The sequence below is a fragment of the Candidatus Eremiobacterota bacterium genome (assembly GCA_031082125.1).
GTDB lineage: Bacteria > Vulcanimicrobiota > CADAWZ01 > CADAWZ01 > Ess09-12 > Ess09-12.
This window is the reverse complement of sequence record JAVHLM010000028.1, coordinates 92331-111680: the sequence shown is the minus strand read 5'-3', so window position 1 is coordinate 111680 and position 19350 is coordinate 92331. Positions and strand designations below refer to the sequence as shown.

Genomic DNA, 19350 nt, shown 5'->3' with positions numbered 1-19350 from the left:
CCGGCGGCGGCCCCGGTGGCGGTCCCGGCGGCCCTGGTGGCGGTCCCGGCGGTCCCGGCGGTCCCGGCGGTCCCGGTAGCGGTCCCGGCGGCCCCCGTCCTTAAAGAAGCAAGAAAAGAGGAGCCTCAGAAGGCTCCTTTTCTTATTTTACGGGCAATCCTTCAATGAGGTGCGTCACCAGGCCCGGGGGTGAACGCCGATCTCCGGAGAAAGGGATTCCCCCGGCACAGAGTGAATCAGAACTCAGTGGTCATGAGTAAGCCTTTGGAAAAATACCATCTTATGCTGCCCGTCTCGTCATCAGACTATGCCGTCTGTTTCAGGGAGCTTGCCACTCTTTACAGGGCCGGTGTTCCCATCGCAAAAAGCATGAAAATAATTGCCGGCCAGGCAGGGCACCCGGGCCTCCGGGCGGCGCTTGAGAGCTGCGAGGCAGACATTCTGTCCGGCAAGAGCATTGCCCGGTCCCTGGAAGCCTGCAAGGCAATCTTTCCCGTCCTCACAGTGAAAATGATTGATATTGGCGAGAAGACGGGAAGACTAGAGATCATGCTCGAGAGAATAGCCTTCCATGCCGAGAAGACGCGGGAGCTGAATATGAAGATCTCGGCGGCCCTTGTATATCCTCTCTTTGTCGCCCTCTTTTTCCTCGCTTTTCTCATAGTGGCGCCTTCCATGCTTTTCAAGGGGATATTGCAGTTTCTTGGTGACCTCAATATGTCCCTCCCCCTCCCGACGCGGATTTTCATGGGAATATCGGCCTTCATCAGGTCAGGTTTTTTCCCTGTTGCGGTAATCATGGGCATTTTCCTTCTCTTCATCGCTTTTCGCTCCCTGTGCAGGCAGATATACTGGAAGATACAGGTCCAGAATCTTCTCTTCTCCCTTCCTGTCATAGGGAAATCTCTCAGGATGGTCGAGGCCGCCAGGTTTGCCAGAACCCTCTCCATAATCTATGACACCGGTATGCCGCTCCTTGAAGGGCTTGATATCACGAGGGAGGGAGCTTCATCAATTTTCTTCTCCGAAAAAATAGCCGTGGTCCGTGAAGAGGTCTCCCAGGGGGTGGACATCTTCACCGCTCTCTCGGCCACGGGCTTTTTCCCGGCCACGTTCCTTCATCTCGTGGAGGCGGGAGAGCAGTCCGGCAGGGTGAAGGAGATGCTGGACAAAGCTGCCGACATCTGTGAAGAAAGCCTTGAGGAATCTCTCAATACCGTCATTACGGTGATGCAGCCCTTCATACTGCTTGCAATTGGAATTATCGCCGCCTTTATCATGATTGCCACGATGACGCCGCTTCTGCAGGTGATCCAGGGACTCTCATAAGCTCCCGGGATCACCGTCATCTCCATTTGCCGGCACCAGGGCGAGGAACTCGAGGGCGCTGGAAACCTCCGCGAGGCTCCTGAAGCGCTTATCGGGCTCTTTCGCAAGCATTTTCATTACGATCGGTATAAGGGCAGGAGGAAGGTCACCCCTGTAAGAGGCCAGGGGCGGGGGGTCTGCCGAGAGCTGCAGCATCACGATCTTGAAAGGATCCTCGTCGTCAAAGGGAAGTCGGCCCGTAAGCATCCTGTAGGCAATGATGCCAAGGGCGTATTGATCGGTGCGGGCGTCAAGCTCGCCCAGGGAGACCTGCTCGGGGGCCATGTACTCGGGAGTCCCTATGATCTGTCCCGGCATGGTGATTGTCGATTCCCTGGGGCCTTTCGCGAGGCCGAAATCTATCACCTTCACCTTCCCCCCGTCAGTGATGATGATGTTGCCGGGCTTGAGATCGCGGTGGATGACCCCCTTCTGGTGGGCATGCTCAGCGGCCCTGAGAACGGGGAGGAATATGGCAGAGAATGTATCGAGGGCCATTCCCTCCCGGGGAATCACGTGGCCCAGGGTTTTTCCTGAAACGAGCTCCGTGACAAGGTAGAGCTGCCCCTCATGGTCGCCGAAATCGAAGAGCTGCAGGATATTGGGATGACTGAGCGACGAGAGGATCTTCATCTCCCTTCTGAAGCGCCGAAGGTATTCATCGTGCTCCACAAGCTCTTTCTTGATGATCTTGAGGGCCACAGTCTCCTCAAGTGATCGGCTTTTATCAGGAACCGCCCGGTAGACCGTTCCCATGCCTCCCTCGCCGAGCCTGTCGAGAATTGCAAAGCCTCCTACAACCGTGCCGCACATGGGATCCTTTGTCTCAGTAGCCTGCGAAGCCTCCTGCCAGGAAGAAAGTCTCCTGTAATGGGCCAGAAATGCACGGACGCGCGGTATTATTATAAAAAAAAGGAGCGCTCCCAGCGCAAGGATGGCAGCAGTGGCCGAAATCATGGATAAGGCGGCGTGCTCTCTGCCCCAGTAATAGAGATAGTTAATGGCAGGCTCCGACTTCCTGAGAGCTATGGCTTTATTCTCTCCAGGATAATAGTTCAATGAGTCATTTTTGAACTGGTCAATGGAGATGGGCTCTTCCTTCTCTTCATAGTGCTCGCGCTGGAAGTAAAAAGAATAAGGGCGGTCTTTCCTGAATGGAGACTTGTCAAGTGTTATCTTCTCCCCCGCGAGGCCAAGATACTTTTTCCCCCTGGCGCTGTAAAGATCGACAAAGACGGCGGCACCGGGAGGACTGGTGGTGAAGATGACAGAGGCAGTCTCCGCTCTCAGCCTGATTGGCTCTTCGCTGCTCCCGGGGTACTTTGCATGGGTCCTGAGATACTCGACCGGTATGAGCCTTTCCTCCTGGTGATAACCTTCTTTCCGCAGGATGAATCTTATCATCGCGGGGTCCTTGAGGCTTGAGAGGTCGAGGGAGAATTGCTCAGGCCTCTCAGCGTGGCTTGAAAAGGTGAACATGAGCTTTTTCCGGGAAAGCTCCCTGAAATCGACAGTGAAAGGCCTTCCTGAGGTGCCAAGGGGCGCCTCTCTCTCTTCCGCGCCAGGCGATGGGCTCCAGGTCAAAAAAATTCCCGCCTCGGGAGGTATGGTGGAGAGAGAAAAGCTCCTCCGGAAGAGGTGGTCTTTCGATTTTTCTGCAGGCGCCGGGCAGGCGGGGCGGGGAGCTCCGGAAAGGATGAGCACACAGAGGGCGCAGGCTCCCAGGGTCCGTATGCACAAAATAATCCGGCAGAATGCACTGTAAAATTTGCTCATAATTCGTTCTTAAATGAAATTGTCGTTGAAAGAGTAAAATTTTCCGGCGTGCTCTTTCCCGTGGCGCCCTTCCTGGTAATGGTGATGAGGGGCTCGAGGGGGGAGCTCACTGTTCCCCCGCTCATGGCGCCTGTCACTTTGAATTCACTTACGTCGCGGGAGAGCACCTGGCCTGTTATTGCGGTGCTGCCGGCGATCTCTTCAAGAGTCGCCTGTGAGGCCTTCGCAGGGATATGGAGCGCGGGGGAGAAGGACGCGGCAAGCGTAATGGCCGGTGTCCATTCCTTGCGGAAGAGAGGCGCTCCCTGGCCCTGCCAGCTGTAAACCACCAGTGCCTGCTCCCATTCCTGCCGCCCCTGGGAATCTATATCAGCGAGGCGCATGATGCCGAGGTATACAGGGCCTCCTTCAGGCGGTGATCCCGTGGCATAGTAGCTGATACCGCCTGCAGCGCTGAGCCTTAAATCAGCGCAGAGCCTGTTGAGGCTGGTGACTGCCTCCTGCTGGATCGCGGCGCGAATCGAGCCGCGGACGGAAGACCTCATGGCAGTCGTGAGGAATGAAGAAAAGAGGCCAAAAAGCAGTAGCAGGAGCATTGATCCAATAATGATCTCAGCCAGGGTGAAGGCAAGTCCGCGTTTCCTGGCGGCTCCCCGGGAACAGCCGGCCCTGTCATTGGGAAATATTGCACACATAAAGCTCCTGAGTCAGTGAATAGTTCTTCCCTTTGAATTCCCAGGTGATAGTGATTACTGCCTTTTTTAAAAGTGACGCTTCGGCACCGCTCACCGCGAGAGTGCTGTAATGAAGGGTGTAAAGGACCCCGCCGGAGCCTCTCACCTCGCCGGGATCGGGATCGTCATCGACCTCGCTGAACGGTCCCGACCTTTTCTTCTCAAGCACAGACTGGGCGATATGGGAGGCCTCGATGCGGTGCTCTGCATGATCAATGGCCATCAGGGAGCCGGGGAACACTGAGAGCATGACAATCATCAGGAACAGAAGGAGCGACGAGGTGAAGATCACCTCGATGAGGCTGAAGCCTCCGGGGTTCATGAGACGGCACCGCATCTAAAAATCCCTCCAGAGAAGCACCTTCATCCTGTCCTTGATGCTGATGAACTGGCTCAGGTTTATCTCCACGAGGCTCACCACGGGCGGCGGGGGATCGGGCCGGCCCGGCGGGGGATTCCGGTGATTGAGGTAATCATCAAGGAACCTCTTCGCTATCTCCAGTCCCTGCGCGGTGAATTTAGCCGGTATCCTGCAGTATTCAACGAGAAACTTCTGTTCCAGCTCCTGCTGGCTCTTGCAGAAGAAGGCGCTGTCAGGCCTGCTGCCGTCGGTCACTTCTATCTGCACGAAATACCCGGTAGTCTGCTTCCCCTTGTAGTCATGGGTGACAGGAATAACGGAGCATTCGTGAAACTGAGCCTTCTTAAACTCAATGTCCGCCTGCCCCGGGTCGTCATCGGGATTAGGTGGCATCTGCGACGTAATCGCGCCTATTATATCCATCACGGTGAAAGTGGGAGCGGTTCCCACGACAGCAACAGCATCGAGATCCTCATAGCCGGGAACCTGGATCACCCTGGAATTGTTCAGTTTCATTCCCTGAAACTCCGCCGACTGTCCGCTCCCTGCTGAAGCCACTGAACTGCCCTGCCCTGCCGAGACAAAAGTCCCGCAGAGGTTCACGCGGTCGGCAGTGAAATTCCCCTTGTTGTAGATCAGGCCCTGGAACGATGAGTAATCAAGCGCGTTCGAGGTTCCCAGCGCCACGTCACTGCCTGAGAGAAGGGCCACCTGGTTGTCAGTGGAGAGATCGGAGCCCTTCATTATCGTGGTGCTGCCCGTTGATACAAGGGCGCCGCTTCCATCGACTCTCCCGGTAATGGTGAGATCGCCGTCCACATAGAGCAGGCATCCGCCAAGCCTCAGGTTGCCTCCCACGGTGAGGTCGCTCCCTGCCCGGCAGAAGCCCTTGAGGGGGTCGCTGTCATTTCTTCCGTCCAGGTATCCGCCATTCACGGGGATATAGCCCGCAGGGCATCTTTTCAGGGGATCATAGGAGGTGATGTCCAGGGGAGTGATAGTCATGGGATCGGCATGGCATATCGTTTCACCGAGGATTGAAATGGCTCCCGGAGTTGAGGACTTCATCATCAAGTCCCCTGCAGTCCTGAGGTTTCCTGTGATTCTCGCTTCTCCCCTGAGGTATACGGCATCAGTGCCTCCGCCATTTGCAACGAGATTGCCGGCAAGAAGCTTGGAAAGGTCCGGTGTCGGAGAGAGCTGCCCCGGGAGGTCGCCATAGCTCTCAACAGAAGCAACGAGAAGGGTGCCGTCGGAGTGGAATTTTCCCGATGACGCGATGCTGTAAGGGAAGGGGGGAACATGAATGATGGCTTCCACTCTGCATGTCGAGCCGCGGCAGGTGCCGATTCCGGCAATGTGAGTGCTGTAAGGCGGTACCATGCAATTTTTGAAGCCGTTCACAGCAACGTCACCGTCAAGATTGTTCGTGGACCAGGGGATCCCGCGCTGCGCCGCCACATTCCTGTCAAAAGTGAGCATGCCCGAGGTCCGCGGCTGGCTGCCAGGGATATCTATGGTCTTGTTTCCTGAGTATGATGCCAGGCCAAAGGTCTGATCAGCGATGATTTTTTCTATTGCCTGCGCCATTGCCGACTCGGCGAGGTTCCGGGCCCTCTGGGTGTTCTCGATGTGAGTGCTCATGTTGAGGTGGAATATTCCCGTGCCGGCGAGGGAAAAGATAAGGATCACGGCGATGAAGACCACCATGAGGAGCGACGCGAGGGCCGCCCCCCTGGCGAGCCGCCGCACCTTTTCCCCCCGAAGACGCAAAGAAAATAAAAATCCTATAACCCTGACCTCCCCGATGGTGGTGGCCGGTATTGCGGAGTTTTCTCCAAGCATATTATATAAAAAAAACCGGCTTTCTTCAAGCGGCACGAAAATGCCGTCAGTGAGATAATCTGTCATGAGGCCTGAAAATATTCCAGTTCTTTTTACCGATGATGGTCATGTGGAAGGAAGATGAGGAACGGCTCTTTAAAATATAAGTTATGAGATTCTGGAGGAACAGGGATAATGACAATTCATCATTCACGCCAGCAGGAAATAGTAGAAACGGCAAGAAAAATTATCTCTACATCGGGGATGCAGGGCCTCACCATCAATGCCATCGCAAAGGAACTGAAACTGACCGACGGCGCTCTTTACAGGCATTTTAAAAGCAAGAGGGAGATCCTGGAATTCCTTATTCATGAGATAGATGAAACACTCACGGACCTCTTTGAATCGACAGTCGCAAGCATTGAAGACCCCCTGAAGGCACTTGAAATAGTCTTCGCCTCCCATCTTTCCTACGCCGAGCAGAGAAAGGGCGTATCCTTCATCATCATCACCGAGACGCTTAACCTCAATGATAAGAAGCTTCAGAAAAAAATGAAAGAAGTTCTGGACAGGTACATAGGCAGGATCGAAAATCTGCTCTCGGAGGGGATAAGGAAGGGAATGGTCAGGGAAGATATTGATCCTTCCTCTGCCAGCATTGTTTATTTCGGTATAATCCAGTCTACCGTTACGTTATGGGCGCTTTCCGGCTATCGGCACTCATTGAAGCGAGGATATCTGAAGCTATTTAGAATCTTCAAGTCGGGAATTGCGCAGTCACCTCTCCATTAGCGATTCCGGCATTCCGCCATATCCCGGATATCACCGGCCGGGGGCGGGGGGGCAGGATTCATATATTAATGCAGGTATAGTAAGTGTTGATGTTGTTGAAGTTCCCGCCTGCAAAAATGACCAATATTAAAAGTAAATGAGACAGTGCCGGCTTAAGGAGCATTCTTGCAATAATCAAATCATTGTCTTCCTCTCTGACAATGTGCTACTGTTCCAGGTACTTCCCCGGGTGGCGCTTTGCACCACCCTTGGGAAAGAACCCTGGAGCCAATGCAAGGAGTAAATAGACATTTACATTACGGTGCAGGTACACCATCTGTGGGCTTTTTACCGGGAGTTCCTGCAACTTTTTAAAGTCTCCCTCCACTGGGGCGCTGCATATGAGTGAAGACCTGTGCCTTGCAGAATAATAGAAAAGGGCTCCAAAGAACGTTACTGCGATAAGGGCTGCAGCAATATAGCCTGCTGTATCCACTTTCACCTCTCCTTTATTGAATCCTGGTCTTCAATATTGCAGAACCTGTGATATAATGCGATCACGTTCTTTCCGGTTATCAGGCCGACCAGTCGAGAGGTATCATTTCTTTCAACCACGGGGATGTGATCGATATTTCTCTCGCCCATCTTGTCCAGCACATCGTGCAGTTTCTCGTCGGGATAGCATACCAGTATACTGCTTGTCATTATTTCTCTTACTAGGACAGCTCTGCGGGATTCATCTGAAAAGGCTCTTTTATGAGCCTCCAGGATATCGTGAGAGGCAAGTACACCCACAAGTTTCCCGGTGCTGTCAAGAACGGGAAAGCCATAGTGACCGCTGAACTCAATGAGAGCCTCCGCTTTATCCAGTGCATCCGAATCATTGAGCGTAGCAGGATTTTCTATCATCGCCTCAGCAACGGTATGATGCTCCATCATGTCCTGTTCAATGACCCTGTCTATGTCTATCCCTCTTCTTTTGAGTTTTAGCGTGTAGATTGATTCACTGGATAGTTTTCTCACCACCAGGGTTGATATAATACAGGTGATCATAAGGGGAAGTATGATCCGGTAATCGCCCGTCATTTCGAAAAGGATAAGAACGGCGGTGAAAGGAGCCTGCGCTGCCCCGGCAAATACCGCAGCCATTCCTACCAGTGCGCAGGCCCCGGGTGGTATGGCCATAGCGGGGGCAACCAGGTAGGTAAGCTTGCCATACGCTTCACCTGCCATCGCCCCGATGAATAGAGATGGAGCAAAGATCCCGCCGGAGCCTCCTGAGCCCAGTGTGAGAGAGGTGGCGACGATCTTGAGGAATACGAGGGTTATGCCGATGATCAGCGAAATTTTTCCAAAGAGCGCCAAGTCGATTGCCTCATAGCCGACTCCAAATATCTGCGGGTAGCAGAATCCTATGGCACCTATAAGGACTCCTCCGATTGCGGGCTTGATAATTTCGGGGATCTTGAGGGAATCGAAGAGGTCTTCCGAACCGTAGAGCAGTTTTATGAATGCCAGGCCAAGGAAGGCAGCAATAAATCCGAATATCAGATAGAACAGAAGTTCCCAGAGGCTGTTGAACTGGTATACGGGCGTGACAAAAGCGGGCCTGTCACCCAGGTGATGCCTCGAAATAAGGGTGGCAATCATTGATGAGAGCACAATCGCGGAAAAAAATCGCTGGCTGTATTTTCTCAGGATGACTTCCAGGGCGAAGAACGTTCCTGCTATGGGAGCGTTGAATGTCGCTGCGACACCGGCTGCAGCGCCGCAGGCTACCAGAACTCTGATTTTATCCTCGTCCAGCCTGAACAACTGGCCAAGGCCTGATCCCAGAGAAGAGGCAATCTGGACGATAGGACCCTCTCTTCCCACCGAGCCCCCTGAGCCTATGCAGATTGAAGAGGCAAGAGCTTTCACGGCAGATACCCTGAATCGTATCCTGCCCCCCGAGCGCGCTACGGCAAGCATGACTTCCGGCACCCCGTGCCCCTTTGCCTCCCTGGCAAAAGTGGTGGTGAGAAATCCCACGACTATGCCTCCCAGCGCCGGTATTATGATGACATAGTACGGGCCCATGAACTTCAAAAGACTTTGCAGATAATTGAAAAAAAAAGCCGTGAAGCTTCCTATCATCCACCTGAACACTATCGCTCCATATCCTCCTGCCACCCCAGTCACGCCGGCGAAGAGGACAAGAAAAGCGCTCTCAGAGCCTCTGAGAAAGTGGATCAGGTCATGCGAATATCTTATTACCTGCCCCGATGATGTCTTGATAAATTTTTCCATAATTTCTCACCTTTCTCGTTACCCGAAACTCTGTAAATTATATCACTATAACGACAATATGTAAATATATATTTACTGTTTTGCCTTCATAATTTGCTCGTGAAATCAAGAAAATCTTTCTATGACGCCAAGCAGGGGAGCTGCTCTTATACAAAATCAGCACTCGGGGAGAGTATCTAAAAGTCCCGGTTTGAGCCTCTTTCGCCCTGTGGCCAGCCTGTCAGCCGGATTTGTGGCCTCAAGGAGGGTATAGCCATCCCTGAATGGAAACTGTATTGAAAGAGGGTGAATGAAGACATGGTACTCCAGGAAAAGGTGAGCCTCAGCCTGAATGTGAGGGGCCTCGGTATCTCGCCGACTCTTGCAATCAATGAAAAATCCCGGGAACTGGCCGGCAGGGGCTGCCGGATTTTCCGCCTGGGGCTGGGCCAGTCTCCTTTTCCCATCCCGGCTTCCGTTGTTGATTCCCTCAAGTTTCACGCCCACAGGAAGGAATACCTGGCGGTGAAGGGGCTTGAGGCGCTGCGCGAGGCTGTTGCTTCATTCCACAGGAGAGAAGATAAGGCGGAGGCAAGTGCTGAAAACGTGATCATCGGGCCGGGTTCGAAAGAGCTCATGTTTCTTCTCCAGGTGGTGTTCTACGGTGAGATCATTGTGCCCACTCCCTGCTGGGTCTCATACGTGCCGCAGGCGAGGATTGTGGGAAGAGAAGTAAAGCTCATCCCAACAAGCTTTGAGAGCCGCTGGAAAATCACTCCCGATGCCCTTCTCGCGCTGCTGAGGGAGGAAAATGACAAGTTCCGCCCCAGGCTTCTCGTGCTGAACTATCCTGCAAATCCCGATGGAGAAAGCTATACACAGGAAGAGCTGATGGAAATTGCCGATATCGTGAGAAAATTTGATATAATACTCCTCTCAGATGAAATTTATGCGATGATTCACCACAAGGGAGAGCATGTCTCAATTTCCCGCTTTTATCCTGAGGGCACAATTATCAGCTCCGGCCTGTCGAAATGGTGCGGTGCCGGCGGGTGGAGGCTCGGAACCTTCACCATCCCCTCAAGGCTGGAATGGCTGCTGGAGGCGATGGCGGCAGTGGCCAGCGAGACTTACACCTCGGTGAATGCCCCTGTGCAGTATGCCGCAGTGACAGCTTTTTCCAGCAATATCAATGTGAACCGCTATCTTTGGCATGTCCGCCGCATACTCAGTGCCCTTGGCAAAAAGTGCGCAGCCCTTCTGCGGCAGGTCGGCGCGAGGGTCCACGATCCCGTGGGAGCCTTCTATCTCTTCCCCGATTTTTCACCAATGAAAGAGGTATTCGCCCGCCGCGGAATCACCACTTCAAGGGAGTTCTGCGACAGGCTTCTCATGGAGGCGGGAGTGGCTGCATTGCCCGGCGAGGCATTTGAAAGGCCCCCGGGTGAGCTCACCTTGAGAATCGCCTATGTGAACTTTGACGGGGCAAAAGCCCTGGCCGCAAGCGAGAATATCCCCCTGGACAGGAAGCTGCCCAAAAGGTTTCTCGGGGACTACTGTCAAGAGACGATCACAGCGATTGAAAAGCTTGCAGGTTGGATTGAGAGCCTGAAATGATTTCTTCATCGCACCGCCGTGAACCCGCGCTGGGAAAACACGGCTTCCCGATTCATCAGCCCGGCGGACGGAATCGGGCCGTATTATGGCAAGAGACGGTGGGTCTGCGCTCTGTAGTCTCAGGGATTTTTCCCGTTCTTCCCGGGGTAGCTCCGCTCGAGGCTCTCCTTTGAAATCTTGACAGCGCCGGCATATTTCAGTTCAATCGCCGCCTGGAGGGTGAATTTCCCAGAGAGGATCTGGGGATTCTTCGTCACCACCGGGAGGTAATCGCGGGCTACCTTCTCGCCTGCCGCTATCCTGTCGATATCTGACCACCGCTTCAGCTCGTGCCACTTCCCATTGCTTCTGTCAAAGACGAAGAGCGCCACGGAAAGGTTCCCCATGAGGTTCTCCGCGTCGGCATTCCCGATGTTGCCCACGATGACCCTGAAGTCTACCTGGCTGCCCTGTTTTCTTATAATGAGGTCGCTTATCGCAAGATTCACAGAAGCCTGTTCCGCCGCGCAGGCTGAGGTGAATTGGAAAAATGACTGCAGCAGCGCGCAGAGAAGAATGGAAATAAGGATTCTCTTCATTATCGTCTCCCCCATTCACTGGTTATTTCGCGAAGCTGAAGCCCGGCAGCGCCTGTTGAATCTGTATCTCTCAGAGCGGCTGAGCGCTTCCGCAGAGGCGTCTCTTTATATGATTTCAAGATAAATATCCATTTACCTTCTTTGATAAGACCCTCAATGCCCTATGAGTGCCGAAGTTCTCATTTTACTGAAAGCATCATCATTATTTATTCAATGAAGAAAATGCACGGTGAGATTTACCGCAAATTGCAGGGATTATTTATCATAATGTCATAAGGACCCTGATTTTTAGAATAAATATTTCTTTACTTGTGTGAAGCGTTGAGGCGAGTTGAAGGCGCCTGGAGGAAAAGGAACGTTCCATGCCAAATAACGTATGACTGGAATCAAGCGTCAATAATACTCTGGAGTCTGTAGTAAGGCTCCTCATAAAAACAGGAAACGAGGTGGGATTTCATGGCGCGAGTAAGGGAAAACTCTCATGGCCTGTGTGACGCCGATTCTTTTACTCCGCTTGACAAACTGGATTTTCTCAACAAAGCCCTGGACATCTTCCCTGAGATAAAATCCATCATGGGCAGGAAGAGCGGAGTCGAGGAAGCCCGGGGTGCCCTCCTTTCGCTTTCATACAGGATTGAGAGGGGCATAGAAAGTCGCGATTCCATGGTCCACCCCCTTGAAAGGATAAGCATCAAGGAAGCCCTGCTGGTGTTCCGCAATTTCCTCAGCGAGAGAAATGAAGAGAGAACGGGCCACCAGGTCCTGAAGACTGTCTTTCAGGCACTCAGAAGTGATGAAGAGACTCTGCGCGGCATGTCCATTGACTTCATAGAGGAGCTTGAGCACCTTCTGAAGGCCCTCAGGGGAATGTCCGGGCAGTACTCCCGGGACGGGCTGCAGGGAAAAGAGCCTGCTTACCTGAAGCTGAAAGGCCGCGAAGCGGCTCTTGCACGCTGCCGCTTCCTTGACGGGCTTTCGAGGTACAGCGAGAAGTACATTTATCACAAGTACCCTTCCGGTATTGAAGAGCATGTCGCCGCCGCTCGAAAAGAGAACGTGCGCAGGATTCTGCGCTTTTTCAGCGCCAGGCAGCGCGACTGGAATGATTATACCTGGCACCTGAAGCACATTGTGAAGGACTGCAGCACCCTCGAGAGCTTGGTGGAGCTTACCGGCGACGAGAGGGAAGCCATAGAGGAGGCCCGGGGAAAAGGCATTCCTTTCGGCATCACCCCCTACTATGTCTCCCTCATGGACAGGGAGCCACACCGGAAATTCGACCATGCCGTACGCGCCCAGGTAATCCCTCCCCTGAGCTACGTGAAGCGGTTCCGCCACATGGACAGGAGGGAGATGGACTTCATGCGCGAGCAGGACACCTCTCCCATCGACCTGGTGACGCGCAGATACCCTATGATCGCCATCTTCAAGCCCTTCAATACCTGCGCCCAGATTTGCGTTTACTGCCAGAGAAACTGGGAGATAGACGAGGTGAACTCGCCCCATGCACTTGCCTCTTCGAGGCAGATCGATGATGCCATCGAGTGGTTCAGGGTGAACGATACCGTGCGTGCGGTCCTCATCACGGGAGGAGACCCTTTGATTCTGCCCGATGCAATGCTTGATGAGCTTATCGGCCGCCTGAGCGCCATCCCGCATATCGAGAGAATCCGCCTCGGCACAAGGACCCCCGTGGTGCTTCCCATGAGGTTCACAGGCACCCTTGTGAAGATCCTGAAAAAATACCACTCCCCCGGGAAGAAGGAATTATGTATCGTGACTCATTTTGAGCATCCTTACGAAATCACGCCACAGGCCATGGAAGCGGTGCAGAGGGTAAAAAAGAGCACGAGCATCAACTTTTACAACCAGCAGGTATTTACCATAGAGAACAGCCGCAGGTTCGAAACGGTGGCGCTCAGGAGGGCCCTGAAGCTCATGGGCGTTGATCCTTATTACGTGTTCTATGCCAAGGGCAAGAAAGAGACCGAGCATTACATAGTTCCCATTGCCCGCCTTCTCCAGGAGAGAAAGGAAGAAGCGCGCCTCACCCCCGGTGTCATAAGGACCGATGAGCCGGTATACAATATACCGGGAATAGGCAAAAACCACCTGAGGGCCATGCAGGACCATGAGCTCATAATGCTGACCCCCCGGGGAAACAGGATTTACGAGATGCACCCCTGGGAGAAGGCGATAGTCACTTCCGGCACTTACCTCTACGAGGACGTACCCCTGGGCAGTTATTTAAGGAGGCTTGCCGGGCGCGGAGAAGATACAAGTGAATATGGGAACCTCTGGTATTACTATTGAAAACCGCTTGGCGGCCTCTTACCGGGCTATGCAGAGAGCGATATAAGGAACAAGGTTGAAGACAAAGAACGCTATCTTATACAGGCCGATGAAGGAATAGATGGCAATGTTGAAGGCTTCCCTCGGGATTGGTAACCACCTGCTGTGCATGCCGTAAATCCAGTTCCCGGCAGCGGCGCAGAATATGAAGGCCAGGAACAGCAGAGCTGCATTGATGACTGTGCACCACATCAAGACAGATTTCAGGGTTACGAGGTCCATGATTCTCCTCCTTTTCAATTCGATTGAAGCTCAGTGCCTTCAGGCACTGTGGGAATGCATGAGCCTTCAGGGAGCCCGGAGAAACTCTCATGGCCGTTTATCAATATCCGACGGTGCATCACGGAGCTTCACCGTGAAGACCGGTGCCTCCACAAGGTGGAAAGTGGCTGAGGCTAACCCAACCGCACCCCTGCTCCCTTCCACCTCTTCCAGTATTCGCGTGAATATCCTGTCCCTGGCATCCCGTCTCTCCTTAAAGTCAACCACGTAGCGGACGGTAAACTCTATCCAGTTATCATTGGCCGTCATCCACACTTTGGGCTCCACAGAAGCGTTTTCTATCCTGTAATTTTTCACCATATGCTCCCAGGCCGTGCGGGCGACTTCAGTATGCTCTTTCATCACTTCGTCAGCCGCTTCCTTAAAAAGCCTCTTCGCGAGCTTCCAGTCGCTTCCGTATTTGACAGGAACGATGATCTCATCCCAGAGAAAGGGGAAATCGCCTGAATAATTATATACGGGCTCCTTGAAAACAAAGCTGTTGGCCACCCGCACTATCCTCCCGTTGTAGCCATCGCCGCGCACCCAGTCACCCAGCTCCATGAGCGTGGTCCGCAGTACGCCGATGTCGATGACATCGCCTTTAATTCCTCCCAGCAGGACGCGGTCTCCCACGCGGTAGAAATTACCCATCATAATGGCCACCCATCCCGCTATGCTTGCAATAACCTCCTGCAGCGCAAAGGCGATACCTGCACCGGCAACGCCGAAAGCGAGCGTGAGCCCTCCCAGCTTGTCACGGAAAATGCCGGTGATGAAGATAAAGGCGACCACATAAGCAAACACCATGGTGAGCTTCTTCATGGGGTAGACGCTCTCAGGATTCCGCATCCGCAGGTCGAGCTGGCGATGCACGAAGTGCATCAAGCGATTGAGGATCAGCAGCCCTACGACCATTACCATGACCTTTACCGCTGTCGGATCATTGAGCCAGCCGAACAGGACATGCTTCATATTCTTGAGGTATTCCATGGGTGAGTAGCCTCCTGCCATTATATAGCGTTAAATTCTGCAACTGAACAGATACCCGGAGCTCCCAGGAGCATTCAACAGGACCTGTGTCTTGGCATACGGGGCTCAATCTCCTTCGAGAGATATGAGGGAAGGATACTGCCACTTGGCCTTGCTTCATCACGGCTTGCCGAGGCGCTCTCAGCTCCGGGCATCCTGCCTGCGCATCGTGAGCACCGGACATTCCGCGCTCCGCACCACCTTGTCTGCCACGGAGCCGAAGACCAGCAGGTTCAGCCCCGTATTACCATGGGTAGATATGACAATAAGATCCACACCTGCGGCTTCTGCATACTTGACGATCTCCTCTGCTGCCGCTCCCTGGAGCACGACCTTGTGAACCTTTACTTCCGGCGATATCTTCTCCTCGACCACGCTGTCCATTTTCCGATGCGCTTCCTTGAGAAGCGCATCCTGGTACGTGACCACGTTGAAGTCAACGTACTCATCGGGACCCATGGGGGAGGGATAATAGAGAAGCGGTATCGTCGGAACAATATGCAGCACGAAGAGCTCGGCATCGAGAGACTTTGCCAGTTTATCTGCCATGACAAGGGCATTATAGGAGGGGTCGCTGAAATCGCTGGGGCACAGAATCTTTTTAAAGGGAATCATACCAGGGTCTCCTATCATCTTATACTGCTTTTGCAGAATATCGGAACTCAGATGAAGGATTCATCTTTCCTTGTCACGATCCTGCAGATAGAGCATTCTGAACATCCTGACAATGGCGTCAGACGCATGAGACGCACTGATCATTTCGCTGTTGATTATCAGGTCATAGTTTGTCGCATCGCTGATGTCCATGAAGAAATTATTCCTGATGAACAGTGCCCGCTCCTTATCTATCACTTCCACCATCTCTTCTGCTTCCCGCATTGTCATGCTGTTTTTTAATGCAATCCTTTCTGCCCTGATTTTCGGAGGACATACTATTCTCACCCGAAGGAGAGGAAATGACCTGAGCAGAAAGCCCGCTCCCCTTCCCAGTATGACCACCCTGCCGTGCTGGGCCGCCACCACGAGCACTTCCGTAAGCTGCCTGAGATATTCTGACCTTGAGAGATCGTCCATCTTCATGACCGCGCGGAGATACTCCTCCATCATGCCGCGGGCTCTTTCATCGAGCGTCTCAACGGCAGTCTGCCTGATTGATGCGCGCTCCGCGATTGATTCCACGATGGCCCGGTCGAGAAACGGGTATTTCAGCTTTTTTGCGGTAAGAGCACCGATTTCACCGCCGCCGCTGCCGACCTGCCTCGAAATGGTGATGATCGGGGAGCGCCTCTGCAGTGATTCATCACGCCTCTCCCGGGCTTTCTTTTCTTTTTCCCACCGGTGAATCTGCGAATTAATAAGCCTGTCAAGTGTTTTTGTGGACATGGTATCAATCTCCTTTCCTGTGGCACTATTCAGAATTACCCCGCCTCATGCGGATGCCGGCAGATAAAGATCATGGCAGTCGGAGCGGATATAGAACAATATCAAAGCCGGGTCTTGGAGGAATAAATGCAATGCCCTTCTATACTGTGAGAATCATTGCTCTTGTTACATCTCTGGCGGCAGGAGGGCAACGGGGCGAGAGCCGTAAAGCCTCCTAAAATTATTATATCATAAATCATTGCAGGGAACAAGGAAATCAGGGAAACAGGGACAGGAACCTTTTTTTCCCTGAGCCCCCGGTATTGCTGTTGAAGGCAGCCTGGCGCCATGTGCCTCCTTCTTCTTCCCGCGATTTCTCCATAAAGTTTCCCGCGAGGTAGGAAAACGGGCCCGCCCATTGAAGTTCATTGGGAGTGCCGAAACCTCGCCTCTGTTATTTTCCAGAGAAAGATCCAGCCTTATCATTATAAAAAGGGCAGGAAGGTCTCATGAAAACCCCCAGGACCCGTAATGATTCCGATATGGAGAGAAAAATCCTCGTCCGCTATTTTATCCTGTTCTTTCTTCCCATTGCTCTTATTATCACCGCAAGCACTTACACAATATACGTGAATGAAGAGAACGTGGAGCGGGTCATCTTCGAGAGAGAGGAGGAAAAGACCGTGGGCCGCATTACAAGGGGCATCCTCTCCGACCTCCACGTGGTGATATCCGATTTTCTGATCCTTTCCGAAAAAAGAGAGCTTCGCGAGCCCCGCCGATTCTTCACTGCCTCCTTTATGGACAATCTCAAGGAGGAGTATCTCGTCAGTCTGAAAATGAAGGAATTCTTCGAGGAGCTTACCCTTCTCGATGCTGAAGGCAAGGAAGCCCTCAGGCTGGTCAATTCAAAAGGAAATCCTTTTGCGGTGCCCCAGAGTGAACTGGCCGACAGGGAAAAATTTCCCCACTTCATTGAGAGCGCAAAGGGGGGGAAATGGGAGATTTATATCTCACCGGTCATGAGGGACAGCCAGGAAGAGAGGCGGCCCGGCGAGCACCCTCATCTCTCGCTCTATATAGGGAAGCCGATTTACGACATGAACAATGAAAAATGGGGCGTCCTGCTGGTGAAATACTATGCAGACCAGATACTTAATCATTTTGAAAGATTGTCAATCAATTCAGAAGGGCATGTGATGCTTGCAGACTCCACGGGAGTGTGCTTTATGGACTCAATGAGCGAAAACAGCTTTGCCTTGAAGAGCGGCCTCTCGCTGGAGCAGCTTTTCCCTCTCGAGTGGACCCGGATTATGGCAGGCGACTCGGGGCAGTTTTTGGACAGGCAGGGCCTCTTTACCTTCAAGACCGTCTTTCCCCCAAGGGAGGCTCTCAGGCTTGCAGCCGGCCCCGGTTACAGAAGTGATCCCGCAGATGTGGTCCCGGAGGAGAGCAGCTATTGCTGGAAGATCATATCCTTTGTCCCCCGGGAGACTCTCAGCCTGCCCATCAGGAGAATCTCGAGAGACTTTATTATATTTGAAGCGCTGCTGCTTGTTCTTCTTGCCTTCATCTCATTCTATATCGCCAGAGCACAGGCAAGCAGGAGGCTCGCGGAAAACGCTCTCAAGGAATCGGAAAAGAGATACTCGACGCTTGTGGAGCAGGCCAAGGACGGGATCATCATCATGAGGGAAGGAACCATCAGCTTCGCCAACAGGGCGATGGGTGGCATCTGCGGATACCGCCCGGAAAGACTTGTGGGCATGAATGTCTCGGATATTGTTCTTGATGAAGCGGAGTGCCTCCTCAGTAATGCCTGCAGTACAAGATTCCTTGACGAGCATTCGCAGTCTCTCTATGAAATGCAGATGCGCTGCGATGACGGGTCGCTGAAAGTCGTGGGCATCTCAGCGGGAACCATCTGTTTTCATGACGAGCTTTCCGTCATGTGGGTGGTGCGGGACATAAGCGAAAGAAAAAGAGCGGAAGATGAGCTCAAGCGGGTGAGGGAGGAGTTCCTCGCGACGCTCACCCATGATATGAAAACTCCTCTTACCTCTATGATGGGATATATCGGTCTTGTTGCCAACCCGCGCTTTGGGGAGGTGCCGCGGAAAAAGTTGGATTATATCAAGACAGCGGAATACCTGGGCAGGATCCTCCTTGTCATGATAAACAACGTCATTCATTCCTCAAAAATTGAGACAGGGCACATGGATTATCACTGTGAAAGCTTTCTGCTTTCGGAACTGATCGGGGAGCTGAAAGCGACATTCGGCTCCCATTCGCTTCTGAGCGGCGTGAATAATGATTTTTCCTGCCCTGAGGATACATGGGTGCGAGCTGACAGGCCAAGAATCAGGGAAGTCTTTTATAATCTCATTTCCAATGCCTATCGCTACACCCCCGAGGGAGGGACCGTGGCAATCAGCGTGGTGCCTGCCGGTGAGGACATCAGCATCAGGGTCTCTGATACGGGTTCTGGCATTACACGGTCTGATCAGGAAAAGATATTTGACAAATATGGGCAGGGCCACGGAGAACGGAGGGGCACAGGGCTTGGCCTCCACATCGTGAAAAAGATACTTGAGGGCCATGGGAAGGAGATTAAGGTGGAGAGCACCCCGGGGGAAGGCACGGCCTTCACCTTTTCTCTCCAGAAGGGGCAGAGGCCCGTTGAGGCGCTGCCGAGGCGCAACGCGGTGCTTATCGTGGGCGATGAGGCAAAAGACATTGAAAGCCTCGCGAAGATGCTCTCCGCCGAGGGATATCCTGTTGAGACTGCTGAACGGAGCGGCGATGCCGTTGAAAAGATCCATTCCCTGGACCCGGGCCTCGTGGTCATCTTCCGCAGGCCTTCTGACTGTGACACACTTGAATTCATGGACCTCCTCGGCAGTTCCACAGTGCGCCGGAAACTGCCAGCCGTGCTGATTTCTCAGGAGCCGAGCATTGAGGCGGTGGAAAGTTTTTCCCTCGTGATCCCTCTCCCCCTGGATATCCAGTATCTCACGGACGAGGTGCGAATCCTCCTCGCATAGTG

Annotated in this window: 16 protein-coding genes; 5 read left to right on the top strand and 11 right to left on the bottom strand. The window is 53.1% G+C overall.

The features are described 5' to 3' along the window. Positions 1-252: 252 nt before the first annotated feature. A complete protein-coding gene (locus RDV48_24750; GenBank protein ID MDQ7826036.1) occupies positions 253-1329 on the top strand; it encodes a type II secretion system F family protein in 1077 nt (358 codons plus the stop codon). On the opposite strand, the gene RDV48_24745 is transcribed toward RDV48_24750, so the two are convergent. From RDV48_24745 to RDV48_24730, 4 genes are all read right to left on the bottom strand, one after another. Continuing rightward, complete coding sequence (locus RDV48_24745) at positions 1324-2952, bottom strand: serine/threonine-protein kinase (GenBank protein ID MDQ7826035.1); 1629 nt, start codon at positions 2950-2952, stop codon at positions 1324-1326. The two genes, RDV48_24750 and RDV48_24745, sit on opposite strands and share 6 nt — an antisense overlap. 188 nt (positions 2953-3140) lie before the next feature. Further along, positions 3141-3839: a hypothetical protein gene (locus RDV48_24740; protein MDQ7826034.1), complete on the bottom strand. Its 699-nt coding sequence runs from the start codon at positions 3837-3839 to the stop codon at positions 3141-3143. Further along, positions 3817-4215: a hypothetical protein gene (locus tag RDV48_24735; GenBank protein ID MDQ7826033.1), complete on the bottom strand. Its 399-nt coding sequence runs from the start codon at positions 4213-4215 to the stop codon at positions 3817-3819. Before RDV48_24735 ends, RDV48_24740 begins: the two co-directional genes overlap by 23 nt. Next, positions 4216-5991 (bottom strand): hypothetical protein, encoded by a 1776-nt coding sequence (locus RDV48_24730; protein MDQ7826032.1) that lies wholly within the window; start codon positions 5989-5991, stop codon positions 4216-4218. 267 nt (positions 5992-6258) lie between these two features. On the opposite strand from RDV48_24730, the gene RDV48_24725 reads away from it, so the two are divergent. Then, positions 6259-6855: a TetR/AcrR family transcriptional regulator gene (locus RDV48_24725; GenBank protein ID MDQ7826031.1), complete on the top strand. Its 597-nt coding sequence runs from the start codon at positions 6259-6261 to the stop codon at positions 6853-6855. Positions 6856-7060: 205 nt separating this feature from the next. Here the strand turns inward: RDV48_24725 and RDV48_24720 are convergent, their stop codons facing one another. Together RDV48_24720 and RDV48_24715 are read right to left on the bottom strand one after the other, a co-directional pair. Further along, positions 7061-7330: a hypothetical protein gene (locus tag RDV48_24720; protein ID MDQ7826030.1), complete on the bottom strand. Its 270-nt coding sequence runs from the start codon at positions 7328-7330 to the stop codon at positions 7061-7063. 2 nt (positions 7331-7332) lie between these two features. Next, entirely contained in the window at positions 7333-8913 is a 1581-nt protein-coding gene (locus RDV48_24715; GenBank protein ID MDQ7826029.1) for a chloride channel protein, read from the bottom strand. A 507-nt stretch (positions 8914-9420) separates the two neighbouring features. Between RDV48_24715 and RDV48_24710 the strand changes: the two genes are divergently transcribed. Continuing rightward, on the top strand, positions 9421-10719 hold the full coding sequence (locus RDV48_24710; GenBank protein ID MDQ7826028.1) for an aminotransferase class I/II-fold pyridoxal phosphate-dependent enzyme: 1299 nt from the start codon (positions 9421-9423) through the stop codon (positions 10717-10719). A 119-nt stretch (positions 10720-10838) separates the two neighbouring features. Here the strand turns inward: RDV48_24710 and RDV48_24705 are convergent, their stop codons facing one another. Next, complete coding sequence (locus tag RDV48_24705; GenBank protein MDQ7826027.1) at positions 10839-11297, bottom strand: hypothetical protein; 459 nt, start codon at positions 11295-11297, stop codon at positions 10839-10841. Between the two features lie 456 nt (positions 11298-11753). On the opposite strand from RDV48_24705, the gene RDV48_24700 reads away from it, so the two are divergent. Further along, a complete protein-coding gene (locus tag RDV48_24700; GenBank protein ID MDQ7826026.1) occupies positions 11754-13610 on the top strand; it encodes a KamA family radical SAM protein in 1857 nt (618 codons plus the stop codon). Positions 13611-13628: 18 nt separating this feature from the next. Here RDV48_24700 and RDV48_24695 read toward each other — a convergent pair whose 3' ends face one another. The 4 genes from RDV48_24695 to RDV48_24680 all read right to left on the bottom strand — a co-directional run bounded on the left by RDV48_24695 (position 13629) and on the right by RDV48_24680 (position 16325). Beyond that, positions 13629-13871 carry a hypothetical protein gene (locus RDV48_24695; protein ID MDQ7826025.1) on the bottom strand — a complete coding sequence of 81 codons (243 nt, stop codon included), beginning with the start codon at positions 13869-13871 and terminating at the stop codon, positions 13629-13631. A gap of 87 nt (positions 13872-13958) precedes the next feature. Further along, entirely contained in the window at positions 13959-14903 is a 945-nt protein-coding gene (locus tag RDV48_24690; protein ID MDQ7826024.1) for a mechanosensitive ion channel, read from the bottom strand. 180 nt (positions 14904-15083) lie between these two features. After that, positions 15084-15575, bottom strand: coding sequence for a universal stress protein (locus tag RDV48_24685; GenBank protein MDQ7826023.1), 492 nt, complete (start codon positions 15573-15575; stop codon positions 15084-15086). A gap of 42 nt (positions 15576-15617) precedes the next feature. Beyond that, on the bottom strand, positions 15618-16325 hold the full coding sequence (locus RDV48_24680; GenBank protein MDQ7826022.1) for a cytidylate kinase-like family protein: 708 nt from the start codon (positions 16323-16325) through the stop codon (positions 15618-15620). Positions 16326-16813: 488 nt separating this feature from the next. Here RDV48_24680 and RDV48_24675 point away from each other — a divergent pair, with 488 nt between their 5' ends. Beyond that, positions 16814-19348, top strand: a complete 2535-nt coding sequence (locus RDV48_24675; protein ID MDQ7826021.1) for an ATP-binding protein — start codon at positions 16814-16816, stop codon at positions 19346-19348. The last annotated feature ends 2 nt before the right edge of the window (positions 19349-19350 follow it).